17 protein-coding genes are annotated in these 14,080 nt (G+C 70.5%); 6 read left to right on the forward strand and 11 right to left on the reverse strand.

The genetic code is table 11. The features are described 5' to 3' along the window. Window positions 1–8 precede the first annotated feature (8 nt). From greA to ACP56T_RS03090, 5 genes are all read right to left on the reverse strand, one after another. Window positions 9–497, reverse strand: a complete 489-nt coding sequence (greA, locus tag ACP56T_RS03070) for a transcription elongation factor GreA (protein ID WP_430910639.1) — start codon at window positions 495–497, stop codon at window positions 9–11. A 37-nt stretch (window positions 498–534) separates the two neighbouring features. Continuing rightward, window positions 535–1,521 (reverse strand): acrylyl-CoA reductase (NADPH), encoded by a 987-nt coding sequence (gene acuI / locus ACP56T_RS03075; RefSeq protein WP_430910640.1) that lies wholly within the window; start codon window positions 1,519–1,521, stop codon window positions 535–537. A gap of 110 nt (window positions 1,522–1,631) precedes the next feature. Then, window positions 1,632–2,198 carry a hypothetical protein gene (locus tag ACP56T_RS03080; RefSeq protein WP_430910641.1) on the reverse strand — a complete coding sequence of 189 codons (567 nt, stop codon included), beginning with the start codon at window positions 2,196–2,198 and terminating at the stop codon, window positions 1,632–1,634. 187 nt (window positions 2,199–2,385) lie between these two features. Continuing rightward, on the reverse strand, window positions 2,386–3,531 hold the full coding sequence (locus ACP56T_RS03085) for a cell wall hydrolase (RefSeq protein ID WP_430910901.1): 1,146 nt from the start codon (window positions 3,529–3,531) through the stop codon (window positions 2,386–2,388). A 199-nt stretch (window positions 3,532–3,730) separates the two neighbouring features. Next, window positions 3,731–4,453: a cation efflux transmembrane domain-containing protein gene (locus ACP56T_RS03090; RefSeq protein WP_430910642.1), complete on the reverse strand. Its 723-nt coding sequence runs from the start codon at window positions 4,451–4,453 to the stop codon at window positions 3,731–3,733. Window positions 4,454–4,520: 67 nt separating this feature from the next. Here ACP56T_RS03090 and ACP56T_RS03095 point away from each other — a divergent pair, with 67 nt between their 5' ends. Continuing rightward, window positions 4,521–4,958: a MerR family transcriptional regulator gene (locus ACP56T_RS03095; RefSeq protein WP_430910643.1), complete on the forward strand. Its 438-nt coding sequence runs from the start codon at window positions 4,521–4,523 to the stop codon at window positions 4,956–4,958. Between the two features lie 64 nt (window positions 4,959–5,022). Beyond that, entirely contained in the window at window positions 5,023–5,568 is a 546-nt protein-coding gene (locus ACP56T_RS03100) for a hypothetical protein (protein ID WP_430910644.1), read from the forward strand. A gap of 7 nt (window positions 5,569–5,575) precedes the next feature. Here ACP56T_RS03100 and ACP56T_RS03105 read toward each other — a convergent pair whose 3' ends face one another. Beyond that, entirely contained in the window at window positions 5,576–6,112 is a 537-nt protein-coding gene (locus tag ACP56T_RS03105) for a hypothetical protein (protein WP_430910645.1), read from the reverse strand. Between the two features lie 107 nt (window positions 6,113–6,219). Between ACP56T_RS03105 and ACP56T_RS03110 the strand changes: the two genes are divergently transcribed. The 4 genes from ACP56T_RS03110 (at window position 6,220) to ACP56T_RS03125 (ending at window position 9,734) form a co-directional block, all read left to right on the forward strand. Next, the gene (locus tag ACP56T_RS03110) at window positions 6,220–7,611 is read left to right on the forward strand and encodes an aminotransferase (protein WP_430910646.1); all 1,392 of its coding nucleotides are present in this window, start codon (window positions 6,220–6,222) and stop codon (window positions 7,609–7,611) included. Window positions 7,612–7,910: 299 nt separating this feature from the next. Beyond that, entirely contained in the window at window positions 7,911–8,129 is a 219-nt protein-coding gene (locus tag ACP56T_RS03115) for a hypothetical protein (protein ID WP_430910647.1), read from the forward strand. Window positions 8,130–8,306: 177 nt separating this feature from the next. Then, window positions 8,307–9,212 (forward strand): metallophosphoesterase, encoded by a 906-nt coding sequence (locus tag ACP56T_RS03120; protein WP_430910902.1) that lies wholly within the window; start codon window positions 8,307–8,309, stop codon window positions 9,210–9,212. 72 nt (window positions 9,213–9,284) lie between these two features. Beyond that, window positions 9,285–9,734, forward strand: a complete 450-nt coding sequence (locus tag ACP56T_RS03125; RefSeq protein ID WP_430910648.1) for an ABC transporter ATPase — start codon at window positions 9,285–9,287, stop codon at window positions 9,732–9,734. 25 nt (window positions 9,735–9,759) lie between these two features. Here ACP56T_RS03125 and ACP56T_RS03130 read toward each other — a convergent pair whose 3' ends face one another. The 5 genes from ACP56T_RS03130 to ACP56T_RS03150 form a co-directional block, all read right to left on the reverse strand. Next, a complete protein-coding gene (locus ACP56T_RS03130) occupies window positions 9,760–11,292 on the reverse strand; it encodes an acyl-CoA carboxylase subunit beta (RefSeq protein ID WP_430910649.1) in 1,533 nt (510 codons plus the stop codon). Between the two features lie 130 nt (window positions 11,293–11,422). Continuing rightward, window positions 11,423–11,974 (reverse strand): chlorite dismutase family protein, encoded by a 552-nt coding sequence (locus tag ACP56T_RS03135; protein ID WP_430910650.1) that lies wholly within the window; start codon window positions 11,972–11,974, stop codon window positions 11,423–11,425. A gap of 48 nt (window positions 11,975–12,022) precedes the next feature. Next, on the reverse strand, window positions 12,023–12,838 hold the full coding sequence (locus tag ACP56T_RS03140) for an ATP12 family chaperone protein (protein WP_430910651.1): 816 nt from the start codon (window positions 12,836–12,838) through the stop codon (window positions 12,023–12,025). Window positions 12,839–12,916: 78 nt separating this feature from the next. Further along, window positions 12,917–13,603, reverse strand: coding sequence for an HAD-IA family hydrolase (locus ACP56T_RS03145; protein ID WP_430910652.1), 687 nt, complete (start codon window positions 13,601–13,603; stop codon window positions 12,917–12,919). Between the two features lie 22 nt (window positions 13,604–13,625). Next, complete coding sequence (locus tag ACP56T_RS03150; RefSeq protein ID WP_430910653.1) at window positions 13,626–14,057, reverse strand: hypothetical protein; 432 nt, start codon at window positions 14,055–14,057, stop codon at window positions 13,626–13,628. Window positions 14,058–14,080: the final 23 nt, after the last annotated feature.

Here is a 14,080-nt window from a genome sequence, read left to right on the forward strand (position 1 = left end):
AGGATTGGTCAGCTGCGGCTCGGCTGCGCGATGGCGACGAGCTCGACCTCATGCCCGTTCACCTCGACCACGTCGCCGACGACCTTGCCGGTCAGCGCGCGGGCGAGAGGGGACACGTAGGAGATCGAGCCCTTGGCCGGGTCCGCCTCGTCCTCGCCGACGATGCGGAAAGTCTGGCGCGCGCTCTTGCCGTGCTCGTCCTCGCGCTCGACCGTGACCGTCGAGCCGAAATGCACGGCCTCGCCCTCGACCTTCTCGACGAGTTCCGCCGAGCCCAGGCGCGTCGTCCAGTAGCGCAGGTCTCGGGTGATGCGGGCGGTGTCCGCCTTGTCGTCGTGGCTGGTGCGCGCAGCCTCGGCCTGGAGGCGCTTCACCTCGGCCTCGATCTGCGCCAGCCCCTCGGGCGTCACGTAGTTGGTGTGGGGGGAGATCGGGCGGTCGGGGAGGTCCTCGAAGGCTTCCCCGCCCTCCTTCTCGCGAACGAATGCTATGCTCATGATCTCGGCAATGCGCGCCGAACGGTTCCGGTTCCGCTTAACCGATCTCGACCACCGTCCGCCCGCGCACATGGCCGGCGAGAATCGGCTCGGCGAGGCCGCCGACCTCCTCCAGCGGCACGGTCTTCGTCATCGCCGCGAGCTTGCCGAGGTCGAGTTCCTTCGCGAGGCGGGCCCAGGCGGCGCGGCGCTTCTTCTGCGGCGTCGTCACGCTGTTGATGCCGAGCAGCGACACGCCGCGCAGGATGAAGGGCGCCACCGAGGTCGGCAGGTCCATGCCCTGCGCCAGCCCGCAGGCCGCGATGGCGCCGTCGGATTTCGTCATGGCGAGCAGGCTCGCGAGCGTCTGCGAGCCCGCCACGTCGACGCCGGCCGCCCAGCGCTCCTTGGCGAGGGGCTTTCCGGGCGAAGACAATTCCGCACGGTCGATGATCTCCGAAGCGCCGAGGTCACGTAGGTAATCGGCCTCCCAGTCGCGGCCCGTCGAGGCGACGACGTGCCAGCCGGCCTGCGCCAGCAGCGCCACCGCCACCGAGCCGACGCCGCCCGACGCGCCGGTGACAATCGCCGGGCCGTCTTGCGGGGTGAGGCCGTGCGCGTCGAGCGCCATCAGGCAGAGCATGGCCGTATAGCCCGCCGTGCCGATGGCCATGGCCTGGGCCGGGGTGAGGCCCTCGGGGAGCGGCACCAGCCAGTCGCCCTTCACCCGCGCCTTCTCGGCGTAGGCGCCGAGATGGGTCTCGCCGACGCCCCAGCCTGTGAGCACCACCGCATCCCCCGGCTTGTACTCGGGATGCTCGGAGGTCTCGACGGTGCCGGCGAAATCGATGCCGGGGATCATCGGGAAGCGGCGCACCACCGGCGATTTGCCGGTCATGGCGAGGCCGTCCTTGTAGTTCAGGGTCGAGTGCGAGACCCGGACGGTGACGTCGCCGTCCATCAGGCCGGCCTCGTCGAAATCCTTGAAGGCGAGGCTCTGGCCGCCCTCGCCCTTCTCGATCACCCAAGCCTTGAACGTCGCCATGGTCGCCTCCGCGTCTGATGGCGGCACCTGTGGCGGAGGGCCCTCGAATCAAGACGGCCCCCCGCGCCGGAGGCGACGCGGGAGGCCGGATGTCTTTGTATCGGTCGGGCTCAGTAGCCGTCGTAGACGCTGCCGCGCGAGAAGCCGAGGCCGACGCCGATATCGGCCGAGCTGGCGCCGGTGATGCCGATCGCGTCGGGGATCGAGCCGATGCCACCGCCGTAACCGTAGCCGCCGCCGGCCGGGACCCAGCCGGCGCGGGCCGGCTGCACCAGGACGCGGCGCTGCACGCTGGCGTATTCCGGCGGGATGGTCTCCGGGATCTGCTGGGGCGGCTGCACCATCACCTGACGGCTGCGCACGGTGTATTGCGGCGGGGTGTTCACCCAGCAGCCGATCAACTCGCCGTAAGGACCGCGGCGGGTCTGCCAGACGCGGCCGCCCGGCGACACCATCACGCGCTCGGAGACCGTGTCGAAGACCGGCGGCGTGGTGCGGTAGATCGTGCGCGGCGGGCGCACCAGCACCTGCTCGGAGACCGTGTCGAACACCGGCGGGGTGTTCACGTAGCGGTAGCAGGCGCTGCCGTGGCAGCCGGCCTGGGCGGCGCCGGCTGAGAGGGACATGCCGACGAGCGCGGCGAGCAGGGTGACGGGTCTGGCGACCGGCGCGGTCATGACGGGATCCTCGACGAAAGAACGCTACGACGGATGAGGCGCACGCGGGCGCACATCTCGACGAGCAAAAGGCCGTCAAGTTGCCGTTCAGGCAAGCCGATTTGAGAGATAAGGTAAAATTAACCTTTGGTACGGACTGCGTAGTCAGGTCTGCTTAAGTATTTTTCCGCATCGAAATCTTGTCGATTCACGTCTGTCCGCGCTTGAGCTGGTAGAAGATGTGTCGCCCGATCGCGTCCATTTTGATCAAACGCCGCGACCAGCTGGGCTTCACGTAATCTGCGTGGTAGTGCGTCGCGCCGCCGACCTCGGCGAGATAGGTCTTGCCCTCGATCACGGAGCGCGCGATCCGGGTGGCGCTCTGCCAGGAGGCGGCGTCGGTGATGCGCAAGGATTTGCCCTCGCAGGCGAAGGAGAACTGGCAGCCCATGTAGCGGTGCCGGTTCTGGTAGACGACCCCGCAGACATTGGCCGGATAGAGCCCGCTCTTCACGCGGTTCAGCACCACCTGGGCGACGGCGGCCTGGCCTTCCTCGGGCTCGCTGCGGGCCTCGAAATAGACGGCCTCGGCAAGGCAGCGCTGCTCCTTGTCCATGGATTCGGGATCGATCAGGTCGGCGTAGCGATGCGCGGCGCTCTGCGGGAGCACCGTCTGCGAAGGCCCTCCGTCCTTGGCGGCGCCGTCGCGGAAGGAGAAGCCCGGCAGGGCAAGGCTGGCGGCGGCGACCTCCACGGGAATCGCGTCGGCGGGGGCCGGCGTCGTCGAGCCGAGCGCCACGGCGCGGGGGATCGCCGGGGTCGCGCCGTCATGCGGCTCCTCCGGCGCGACGTCGGCGGCGGCCTCGCCTGTCGCGGGGGCGCCGCTTCCCGAGGTCAGCCCGAGATCGGGCACGGGCAGAAAGGCGGGTTCCGGTTCGAGATCCGGGTTCCAGGTGGCCGGGCCGGGGCTGAGCGCGCCGGTCACGGAGCCGGTGAGGTTGGCGAAGGCGAGCGAGGCGCCGCCCTCGCGCAGGCGCCTGGCACTGTGCTCGAAGCTCGGGCCCGGCGCCACCAGGGCGTCGCCCTTGCCCTGGCGCTGGACCACCGGAAAGGTCCGCGCCTGCGGCTTGAGATCGGCGCGCACCGGGCTCTCGGCGAGGGGGCGAGAGCCGCGTGCCGCCGCGATGAGGGTCGCGGCGTCGTCCTCCGCCGCCGCGTTCGGACCGATCAGGGACAGGCCCGGCGGCAGGGCCGGGACCATGCGCATGTCCAGCGCCGGCAGCAGGCTCGACCCGATGGAGCTTTCGGTGCCGGCCGTCGCGGTGAAGGAGACCAGCAGGCCGATGCCGGCGATCCACGGGGTCGCGGCGGCATTGAGCCAGGACCGGCGCGACCGCGACTGCCGTGTCTTGCGACGAACGCCACTGATGCTCACGCCGACCAACCCGCCTGGGACGAAACGCCCGGCCGATCCTCGCGCCGGGTTTCGGAGCGAGGATGGCCGGTTCCCGTTTATTGCCCGTCATGGTTGCCGCCGGGTTAAGGGCGCTCCCCTACTCCGCGTGCGCGGCGTGGGAATGCGCGTCGTGCGTGTGTCCCGAGCCCTCGCGGTACTCGGCGAGCGCCTGCCGGAGGATCTGCACCGACGAGGTCAGGAACAGGCCGGCCATGACCCCGGCGACCGCCAGATCGGGCCAGGCGCTGGTGGTGCCCCAGACCCCGAGCGCGGCGGCCATCACCACCACGTTGCCGATGGCGTCGTTGCGCGAGCACAGCCAGACGGAGCGGACATTGGCGTCGCCGTCCTTGTAGGGGCGCAGCAGCAGCACCGAGGCGACGTTGGCGGCGAGTGCTAGAACGGCGATGATCCCCATCACCTCCGCCTTCGGCACGCCGAGCACCAGGGTCTGGTAGAGCGTGGTGCCGAACACCCACAGCGCCATCGCGAAGAGCGAGACGCCCTTGAACAGCGCCGCCATGGAGCGCGTCCGCAGGCTCGCGCCGATCACCGCGAGGCTGAGGCCGTAGGTGACGGTATCGGCCAGGAAGTCGAGGGCGTCGGCCTTCAGCGCCTGCGATCCGGCGAGCTGGCCCGCCACCATCTCCGTGAGGAACATCGCCCCGTTGATCGCGATCACCGTCCAGAGGACGCGGGTGTAGCGCGGGTCCATGCCGTCGAAGACCGGCACGCCGCCCGAGCAGCAGGACGGCTCGGCGGCGGTCTTCGCGACCGGAGCATGCGCGTGGCCCGCGTGGCCGCAGCAGGATTCGGACATCGGGGGCTCCTTTCCTTCGATGGAGAGGAAGCCTACAACCTCTAGCGGCTAGAGGTTCAAGCGAAAAATGAGCACGCTCTCAAACGCCGGCATCGGCATCGGCGACCTGTCCCGGCGGACCGGCGTGAAGGTGCCGACGATCCGCTATTACGAGCAGGCCGGGCTGATGCCCGCCCCCTCCCGCACGGAGGGCGGCCAGCGGCGATACGCGCAGGCGGAGGTGTCGCGGCTGCACTTCATCCGCCACGCCCGCCAGCTCGGCTTCGAGGTGGAGGCGATCCGCGAGCTGCTCGACCTCGCCGCCCGTCCCGACCAATCCTGCTCGGAGGCCGACGCCATCGCGCGCCGCCAGTTGCAGGGCGTCGAGCGGCGGATCGCGCAGCTCACGGCGCTGCGCGACGAGCTCGCCCGCATGCTCGGCGCCTGCGCCCATGGCAGCATCGGCGAATGCCGGGTGATCGAGACGCTGGCCGACCACGGCCGCTGCGCTCACGCTGGGCATTGAAGCGAGTTGCCATCGGCCGGCATGTGCGCGACGTGAGTCTCCGGCAACCTGAGGGATGGGGAGCATGGCCGTTCTGACGATCGTCGCCGGAGAGTGCGGGCGGGGAGAAGGTGAGTACGATACCGGCCTCTTCAAGCTGCCCGGCCGGCCCGAGCGCGGAGCCGAGACGATCGCCGAGGTCGTCGTTCACGGCGGCGTCGCCGAGAAGCAATCGGCGATCGATCAGGTTCTGACGGGCCTGCGCGGAGGCTTGAGCCTCGCCCATCAACTCGATCTGGCGGCGCCTGTCAGCGTGGCGGCCTCCGCGTTGGGAGCGGGGCTCGGCGCCCTCGATACGGGCCCCAAGCAGAAGGCGTTGATCGAAGTCCGCTTCACTGACGGTGCGACCTTCGTCGCGATGACCGATATCGGGATCGCGGCTCTGATGGAGAACGACCGCCGCGTCATCCTGCTGGCCGAAAAACGCTTCCAGCCGCAGGCGTCCGCACCGGAGGACGAGAATGCCGGCCTCGGCACGCGTGCGCTCACATCCGTGACCGACGCGGCCGGGGCCGCCGGCTCGGCGGTGTCGGGCGCCTTCAGCTTCATCAAGAACCGGACGATCGGCTGACGGCGCCTCAGGCCGCCCGCACGCGCTCCACGTCGGCGGTCAGGCCGGCGGGGCCCATGCGCGGGTTCGCGACGAGGCGGTCGCCCGGTGCGAACTCGCCGAGTGGCACGTCGCGGTCGGGCAGGATCACGGTGGTGTTGCGGTTGACGTGGACGAGGACGTGCCGGCCCTTCTCGATGGAGGCGGCGGCCCAGCGCTTGAGCTGGCCGTAATACGGGTCGCGCTTCCAGGCATTGGCCTGTCCGGGATCGACCTGCACGGCGAGATGGTAGGAGCCCGGCTCCATGGCGAGCACCATCTTCGCCTTCTCCGGCTTCCATTCCGGGCCGAGCCAGCCCTCCGTCATCCACAGGCAGAAGAAGGCGCGGCAATGGTTCGGCCGGGTCTCGTGGATGCCGCAGCCTCGGCCCGCCCTTGTGTGGCGGCACCATTCGCCGGAGACGCTCTGGACGTCCGGCACGTCGTAGACCTTGCAGCACAGGGTGCAGGTGCCGCAGGCCCGGCCGGGCGCCGGGGTGGCGACGATGGTCGATGGATCGAGCACTCTGTGACCCTGCGCCCTGCGCGGTTCGGGAATCGGTGGGTTACTGGAGGCGCATCGGGCCGTTAGTGTGGCGCCCCATATCGGTTCAGAGAAGCGAGACCGGCCCGATGCTGTCCAACCGCGCGGCCCGCGACGTCGAAACCCTCGTCCACCCCTACACCAATCTCGCGACCTTCCGCGAGACCGGCCCGCTCGTGCTCGAGCGCGGCCACGGCGTCTGGGTCTACGACGAGGCCGGACGGCCCTATATCGAGGGCATGGCCGGGCTCTGGTGCACGGCGCTCGGCTACTCGAACGAGGAGCTGGTGGAGGCGGCCAGCGAGCAGCTCTCGCGCCTGCCCTTCACGCATCTCTTCTCCGGCCGCAGCCACGACCCGGCGATCGAGCTCGCCGAGACCCTGAAGGAGCTGATGCCCTGCCCGACCTCGAAGGTGTTCTTCACCTCCTCGGGCTCGGAGGCCAACGACACCCAGGTCAAGCTCCTGTGGTATCTCAACAACGCGCTCGGCCGGCCGAGGAAGAAGAAGATCATCTCGCAGATCCGCGGCTATCACGGCGTCACCGTCGCCACCGCCTCGATGACCGGCCTGCCCGCCAACCATGCCGACTGGGACCTGCCGCTGCCGGGCTTCCTCCACGCCGGCTGCCCGCACCATTACCGCTTCGCCCATGAGGGCGAGAGCGAGCGCGACTTCTCCGCCCGCCTCGCCGCCGAGCTCGACGCGCTGATCCAGCGCGAGGACCCGGAGACGGTGGCCGCCTTCGTCGCCGAGCCGGTGATGGGCGCGGGCGGCGCAATCACCCCGCCGGAGGGCTATTTCGAGGCGATCCAGGCGGTGCTCGACCGCTACGACGTGCGCTTCATCGCCGACGAGGTGATCTGCGGGTTCGGCCGGCTCGGGACGTGGTTCGGCTCCCAGGCGCTCGGCATGCGGCCAGATACCATCTCCTTCGCCAAGGCCGTGACCTCGGGCTACATGCCGCTCGGCGGCATCTCCATCGACGAGCCGCTCTACAACGCCATGCTCGCCGAGAGCCGCAAGATCGGCACCTTCGGGCACGGCACCACCTATTCCGGGCATCCCGTCGCCTGCGCGGTGGCGCTGAAGACCATCGCCATCTACCGGCGCGACGGCATCATCGAGGGCGTCGCGGCCAAGGCCCCGCATTTCCAGGCCCGGCTCTCGGCGCTGGCCGAGCACCCCATCGTCGGCGAGGCGCGGGGCATCGGCCTCATCGGCGGCATCGAGATCGTCGCCGACAAGACGAGCCGCCGCCAATACGATCCGAAGGCCGGCGTCGCCGCGCGCTGCGTGAGCTTCGCCCAAGCGGAGGGGCTGATCGTGCGCTTCCTCGCCGGGGACCGCCTGGCGGTGTGCCCGCCCCTCGTCATCAAGCCCGACGAGATCGACGAGTTGTTCGACCGCCTCGGCCGCGCGCTCGACCGCACCGCCGCCTGGATCGCGTCGGAGGGGCTGGAGGCGATGCCCGCCGCCTGACCCGAGGAATCGCCGCCGTTCGAGGCGTCCGCGCGGTCTCCGCGCGGGGTGTCGCCGCGTCCCTCGTGGGGCCGTGCGTAGTCGCGCCCGTGCCTGGAAGCGGAGAAAAGCCGGCTTCCCGCTTTTCCTTTCTTAAGCCGGCATTCAGGTTGAGTGGCTCTGAATGAGGCTCGGGCTGCCTCTCCAGTGATCTCGCGCAGCCCAAAGAAAGATCAATCGCCGCATGAGCGGCGCCACAATTGTCCTCGAATCCGGCCGGACGCCATCCGGCGCGCAGCAACGACAAAGGGCCCTCCACCATGTCTCCCTCCATCCTGAGCCAGACCGAAGCGACCGAGACAGGCCGCCGGTCGATCGACGCCGAGAACGGGTCGCGCGAAGGTTTTCGTCCGGTGGCGCTGCCGGCGCTCGCGGCGGCCTGCCGCATCACCGTTCCCGCCGCGCGGGTGGAGGATCGCCCGGCGGCCGGCCGCCGGGGCATTCTGGAGATGGTGCACGAGGACGCTCCGATCCTCTGAACGAGCTCCCTGCGGCGCGGCGCCGGGACGCCGCGTCGCGGGATCGTCTTAAGGATTGGCGGACGATTCTCCGCTAAAGCGCATCCTCGGGGCGTATCGGCCGCCCGCGCCGCGAAAGCGCCGAAGTCCGGCATCAGGGCGGTCACGCGGGTCTGCCGCCGAGCGGGGATGACGACGATGCTGATCCTGCCGAGCCGTCGGCAGTTCCTGGCCGGTCTCGGGGGGGCGATGGTCTCCACCGGGGCCTATGGGTTCGGGATCGAGCCGCTCTACCGGCTGGTGGTGACGCGCTACGCGCCCACCCTCCCCGGCTGGACGCCGGGACTCTCCCTGCGCGTCGCCGTGCTGGCCGATTTCCATGTCGGCGAGCCCTTCATGCCGCTCGACCGCGTCGCCGAGATCATCGACACCACCAACGCGCTGAAGCCCGACATCGTGCTGATGCTCGGCGATTATCCCGCCGGCCCGAGCGTGACCTGGAAGAAGGTGCCGCTGGAGGAATTCGCCCGCCTCGCCGCCGGGCTGAAATCACCGCTCGGCACCTACGCCATTCTCGGCAACCACGATTGGTGGGACGACCGCACCGCGCAGATCACCCGCAAGGGGCCCTGCCACGCGCAGCGCGCTCTGGAGGCGCAGGGCATCCCCGTCTTCGAGAACGACGCCATCCGCCTCGCCAAGGACGGCATGCCCTTCTGGCTGGCCGGGCTCGGCGACCAAGAGCCCTTCGTGCTCCAGGGCGACCATCGCGGCCGCGACGACCTGCCGGGAACGCTGGCCAAGATCACCGACGCCGCGCCGGTGCTGCTGATGGTCCACGAGCCGGACGTCTTCTACGACGTGCCGGCGCGGGTCTCGCTGACCCTTGCCGGCCATACCCATGGCGGGCAGGTGCGGCTGCTCGGTTATTCCCCGGCCTTCGCCGGCCGTCACGGGACCGAGTTCGCCTACGGCCACTACCTGCGCGACGGGCGCAACCTGATCGTCTCCGGCGGCTTCGGCGTCAGCCGCGTGCCGGTGCGCTTCGGGGTGCCGCCGGAGATCGTGCTGCTCGATATCGGCCGCCCGCCCGCGGTGGCGTAGGCCGCGCGGATCCGTCCGAAGCGCCCGGCCTGCAAGCGCCGCTCCTCCTGGACAGGTTCTGGATCGATTCCGATGCGCCACCTGCTCGCCGCCGCGCTCTTCCTCGCATGCCCGTGGGGGCCGGCGCGTGCCGATCCCTGCGGCGATCAGATCGCCGCGGTCGCGGCGGCCACGAAGGCCGTTCCTGGCGAGCGCAGCGTCGATTTCTCGAATTTTTCGGCCGGCGCCGATACCAACCTGACCCTCGCCTGCGGAACGCCCTCGTCGGTCGGCGCGCAGTTCAAGGGCGAGAGTCCGCCCGAGCGCTATTTCGAGGTCTTCGGCAAGGCCGGCGAAGTCGTGACCAAGGCGCCCGCCGCCTCGCTCGCGACGGCCGCGCGTCAGGCCCGCGAGGTCGCCGCGCGGCTGCGCCACAGCAATGTCGACCTGCCGGGCGTGCGCGTCACCTGCTCGGTGACGAACTCGGCCGCGCGAGGGCCCCTGACCCTCTGCGCGGCCATCGAGCACGACGACCGCACCTGAGGCGCGATCGCCGCATCCCCGGTCTTCAGAGCGGGATGTTGTCGTGCTTCTTCCAGGGCTGCTCCATCTCCTTGGTGCGTAGCATGCCCAGCGCCCGCGCGATGCGCTTGCGGGTGGAGTGGGGCATGATGACCTCGTCGATATAGCCGCGCTCGGCCGCGACGAAGGGCGAGAGGAAGCGGTCCTCGTACTCGGCGGTGCGCTCGGCGATCTTGTCCGGCTCGCCCATCTCGGCCCGGAAGATGATCTCGACGGCGCCCTTGGCGCCCATCACCGCGATCTGCGCGGTGGGCCAGGCGTAGTTGAGATCGGCGCCGACATGCTTGGAGGCCATCACGTCGTAGGCGCCGCCGAAGGCCTTGCGGGTGATGATGGTGACGAGCGGCACGGTGGCCTGGCTGTAGGCGAAGAGCAGCTTGGCGCCGTGCTTGATGAGGCCGCCGTATTCCTGGGCGGTGCCCGGCAAGAAACCGGGAACGTCGACGAAGGTCACGATCGGGATCGAGAAGGCATTGCAGTAGCGCACGAAGCGCGCGGCCTTCCGCGAGGCGTCCGAATCGAGCACGCCCGCCAGAACGAGCGGCTGGTTCGCCACGAAACCGACCGTGCGGCCCTCGATGCGGCCGAAGCCGGTGATGATGTTGCGGGCATAGGCCGACTGGATCTCGAAGAAGTCGCCCTCGTCGACCACGCGGCGGATCAGCTCGCCCATGTCGTAGGGCTTGTTCGGGTTGTCCGGGATCAGCGTGTCGAGGGACTTGTCGAGGCGGTCGACGCTGTCGAAGCTCTCGATCTCCGGCACGCCGTCGATGTTGTTGGCGGGCAGGAAGTCGAGCAGCCGCCGGATCTGGAGAATGGCCTCGACGTCGTTCTCGAAGGCGCCGTCCGCGATGGACGACTTCGAGGTGTGGACCTTGGCGCCGCCGAGCTCCTCGGCCGTGACCACCTCGTTGGTGACGGTCTTCACCACGTCCGGGCCGGTGACGAACATGTAGCTCGTGTCGCGGACCATGAAGATAAAGTCGGTCATGGCCGGCGAGTAGACGTCGCCGCCCGCGCAAGGCCCCATGATGACGGAGATCTGCGGGATCACGCCGGAGGCCGCGACATTGCGGCGGAAGACCTCGCCGTAGCCGCCGAGCGCCGCGACGCCCTCCTGGATGCGGGCTCCGCCGGCGTCAAAAATGCCGATGATCGGGGCGCGCATCTTCAGCGCCATGTCCTGCACCTTGACGATCTTGGCGGCATGCGACTCCGAGAGCGAGCCGCCGAACACCGTGAAGTCCTTCGAGAACAGGAACACCGTGCGGCCGTTGATGGTGCCCCAGCCGGTGACGACGCCGTCGCCGGGGATCTTCTGCTTCTCCATCCCGAAATCGGTCGAGCGGTGCTGCACGAACATGTCGAACTCCTCGAACGACCCGTGGTCGAGGAGGAGTTCGATGCGCTCGCGCGCCGTCAGCTTGCCGCGCTTGTGCTGGGCCTCGACGCGCTTCTCGCCGCCGCCGAGGCGGGCCTGCGCGCGGCGCTGCTCGAGCTTTTCCAGGATGTCCTTCATGAAACGGGCGCCCCAATTGCCTAAAACGACGAGAGTTCGAGCGGCACGCGACGAGCCCGGTCGAGGCTTGGCGGTGTCGGATATGGCCGGGCTCTAGCATGGTCGTTTGCGGTCGGAAACAGCGCTCCCCTTAGCCGGCGCGCTCCAGCCGGATGTCGATCTCGCGGTCGACATAATGCCATTCGGCCGTCCCCCGCAGGCGCTCCAGCAGACGGTCGAAGGCGGGGGAGTCCTCCGGCGCGAACTCGAACCAGGTCAGGAAATCGAAGGGCTCGCCGAGGTCGCGGCTGTGATGGAGGCGGCGCGCCACGGCCGGCAGGTAGTCGAGCCCGATGCTGGTGTGGTGCGAGACCTCCTCGAACAGCGCGCGCCGCTCGTCCTGCGCCAGGGCCCACCACGCCGCCGACTTGCGGATCGGGATCAGCGCCGCGCGGAGCGATCCGGCGCGGCCGAGCCCCTCCTGGACGCCGCGCAGGGTGTCCGCCTCGGCGCGTGTCGTGTAGCGCAGGTTGCTGACGAGGCCGCGCAGGCTCCAGGCCGTCGCCGGATCGGGCGGTGAGTGGGCCGGTTCGCGGATGGCGACGCGCTCGATCTTCGGCAGCGCCTCGCCGCGCTGGGTCCTGATATCCGTGACGCGCCAGCCGCCGGTGGCGCCGCCGTCGAAGCGGATGATGTCGACCAAGGCCGCGAACTCCGATTCCCTCGGTCCCGCCGGGCAGGAAGCGTGCCGTCAGCCCTCGCCGGCGAGCCGCGCCACGAGGGCCGCCGCCTCGAACTCGGCCCTGCGCAGGGCGAGCCGCTGCTCCGCCTCCGCGTCCGTGCCCCAGACATCGGCCTGATAGGTCTCGTCGACATGGGCAGCGTCCCAGGCCGCCTGCGGGCTCAGGCGGCCGTGGAGGACCGCGAGCGCCAGCAGCAGCGATCCGGTCAGCGTCGTCAGGGTATGGAGCGCGGCGAGCCGGAACGGGTCCTCCACGGCGAGGATGGCTTGCCGGAGCGCCGCCACCGAGCTGTCCGGCTGGGTGACGTGCATGACGCCCTCGCTGAGGATCAGCCGTGCGCCGAAGGTCTCGTGGGCCCAGTCGAGCACGGGGTCCCAGGCTTGCGCCTGCGCCGCGACGAGCCGGTCCGGCGAGCCGGCCCGGTAGGCCAGCAGGTCGGTGCCGGCATAAGCGGAGAGATCCTCGGCCACGGCCTCGCGGCGCGGCGCGACCCCGTCGATGGCCGTGTTGACGAGGCGCGTCACCGGCATCGTGGCGGCATCGATGCTCTCCCCTTGCGCCTGCCATTCGGCCGCGACGGCCTCCGCCAGGGGCCGGGATCGCACGGTTAGCGGGTTGCGGGCGGGGGTGTTGGCGGCGCGGCCGTCGAGGGTGAGTCGGAAGCCGTGCCCGCTCTCGCCAAGGCCAGCCTGCGCGTAGAACCGCTTCGGCTTGGCTGGACGGCCGTCGCCTCGGGCGGCGCGGGGAATGTCGCGTTCCGTCGGGGCGGAGGGGTCGCCCAGCCAGTCGCCGGTCACGTCGTCGCTCGGAGGGCGGCTGCTCATGCGGTGGGGCGGTGCTTTCGGATGAACCTGTCGGATCGCGCGGATATAAGGTCTCTCCGGCGGCGGCGCGAGCCCGTTTCAGAGGCCCGCGACGGGGCCCGGCAGGGCGGGATCGAGGGAGCCGGGAAAGAGGTCGCTCAGCCGCTCGGCGGTCTCGACCACCGTCACGGCGCCGGCCGCGTAGAGCGCGCCGGGCGGGTGGTATCCCCAGGCGACCCCGATGGCCGCCGCGCCGGCCCCCACCGCCATGGCCATGTCGTAGGTGGTGTCGCCGATCATCACCGTCGACTCCGGCGCGATGCCGGTCTCCGACATGGCCTGGAGCAGCATCGCCGGATCGGGCTTCGAGGGGGCGTCGTCGGCGGTCTGCGTGGTCGAGAACCATCCCTCCCAGCCATTGGCCGCGACGAGGTGGTCGACGCCCCGGCGCGACTTGCCGGTGGCGATCCCGAGCAGAACGTCGTCGCGGGCATGGAGGCGCGCGAGCAGGTCCGCCATGCCGGGAAACAGGGGCTCCTCGTTGGCCGGGTCGAGGCGCAGCGCGTTGAAGGCGCGCTTGTAGCTCTCGGCCAGGGTCGCGATGGGGCCGTCGTCGCCCACCAGCCGCCGGAACGCCTGCGGCAGCGACAGCCCGACCACGGACAGCGCCTGCGAGCGGCTCGGAGCCGTCATGCCGTGCTCGGCGAAGGCCGTGGCCTGCGCCGCGACGATGAGATGCTGGCTGTCGACGAGGGTCCCGTCGACGTCGAAGACGACGAGCTTCACGGTGAGGGCCGCCGCGTCCGGCTCACGGGCGCTTCGCCGGAGCGGGAGCCGCCGGTGCCTGGGGTGGCGGGGTCGGCGCGGTCTGGGCCGGTGGCGGGATCTGCGGCGGCTGGGCCGGGAGCGCAGCCGGCGGCGCGGGGGGCTGGCGCGGCTTCTCGTAGCCGAGGCGGCAGCGGATCATGAAGCGCCGCCGCGCTCCTCCGCGCAGGTTCTTCTCGTGCGAGAGGCGGTTGCAGCGCGCGTAGCTCACGCGCCGCTTGCGCTCGCCTGCCCGCTGCCCCTGCGGCGCGTCGGCGGCGGGGGCCGGCTTGGCGGCGGCCGGCTTCTGCGGCTGCCCTTGAGCGGGAGCCGGCGCACCGCCGGGCGCCGCCGGACGCACCTCGACGGCGCGCGGATACGCCGTGCTCGGGGCGACGAGCAGAATCGCGAGGAAGGCCAGCATCGCAGGCTTCATGAGGTTCGGATCTCGCTGCACCC

The sequence above is a fragment of the Methylobacterium endophyticum genome, assembly GCF_050591105.1.
Classification (GTDB): domain Bacteria; phylum Pseudomonadota; class Alphaproteobacteria; order Rhizobiales; family Beijerinckiaceae; genus Methylobacterium.

Bases quoted from the DNA above. Each gene is read 5' to 3' on its own strand.
- ACP56T_RS03150 (WP_430910653.1), bottom strand. From the start codon at position 14,057: ATGAAGCCTGCGATGCTGGCCTTCCTCGCGATTCTGCTCGTCGCCCCG.
- ACP56T_RS03115 (WP_430910647.1), top strand. From the start codon at position 7,911: ATGTCTCCCTCCATCCTGAGCCAGACCGAAGCGACCGAGACAGGCCGC.
- ACP56T_RS03080 (WP_430910641.1), bottom strand. From the start codon at position 2,198: ATGACCGCGCCGGTCGCCAGACCCGTCACCCTGCTCGCCGCGCTCGTC.
- ACP56T_RS03090 (WP_430910642.1), bottom strand. From the start codon at position 4,453: ATGTCCGAATCCTGCTGCGGCCACGCGGGCCACGCGCATGCTCCGGTC.
- acuI (WP_430910640.1), bottom strand. From the start codon at position 1,521: ATGGCGACGTTCAAGGCTTGGGTGATCGAGAAGGGCGAGGGCGGCCAG.
- ACP56T_RS03125 (WP_430910648.1), top strand. From the start codon at position 9,285: ATGCGCCACCTGCTCGCCGCCGCGCTCTTCCTCGCATGCCCGTGGGGG.
- ACP56T_RS03130 (WP_430910649.1), bottom strand. From the start codon at position 11,292: ATGAAGGACATCCTGGAAAAGCTCGAGCAGCGCCGCGCGCAGGCCCGC.
- ACP56T_RS03120 (WP_430910902.1), top strand. From the start codon at position 8,307: ATGCTGATCCTGCCGAGCCGTCGGCAGTTCCTGGCCGGTCTCGGGGGG.
- ACP56T_RS03100 (WP_430910644.1), top strand. From the start codon at position 5,023: ATGGCCGTTCTGACGATCGTCGCCGGAGAGTGCGGGCGGGGAGAAGGT.
- ACP56T_RS03095 (WP_430910643.1), top strand. From the start codon at position 4,521: ATGAGCACGCTCTCAAACGCCGGCATCGGCATCGGCGACCTGTCCCGG.
- ACP56T_RS03110 (WP_430910646.1), top strand. From the start codon at position 6,220: ATGCTGTCCAACCGCGCGGCCCGCGACGTCGAAACCCTCGTCCACCCC.
- ACP56T_RS03140 (WP_430910651.1), bottom strand. From the start codon at position 12,838: ATGAGCAGCCGCCCTCCGAGCGACGACGTGACCGGCGACTGGCTGGGC.
- greA (WP_430910639.1), bottom strand. From the start codon at position 497: ATGAGCATAGCATTCGTTCGCGAGAAGGAGGGCGGGGAAGCCTTCGAG.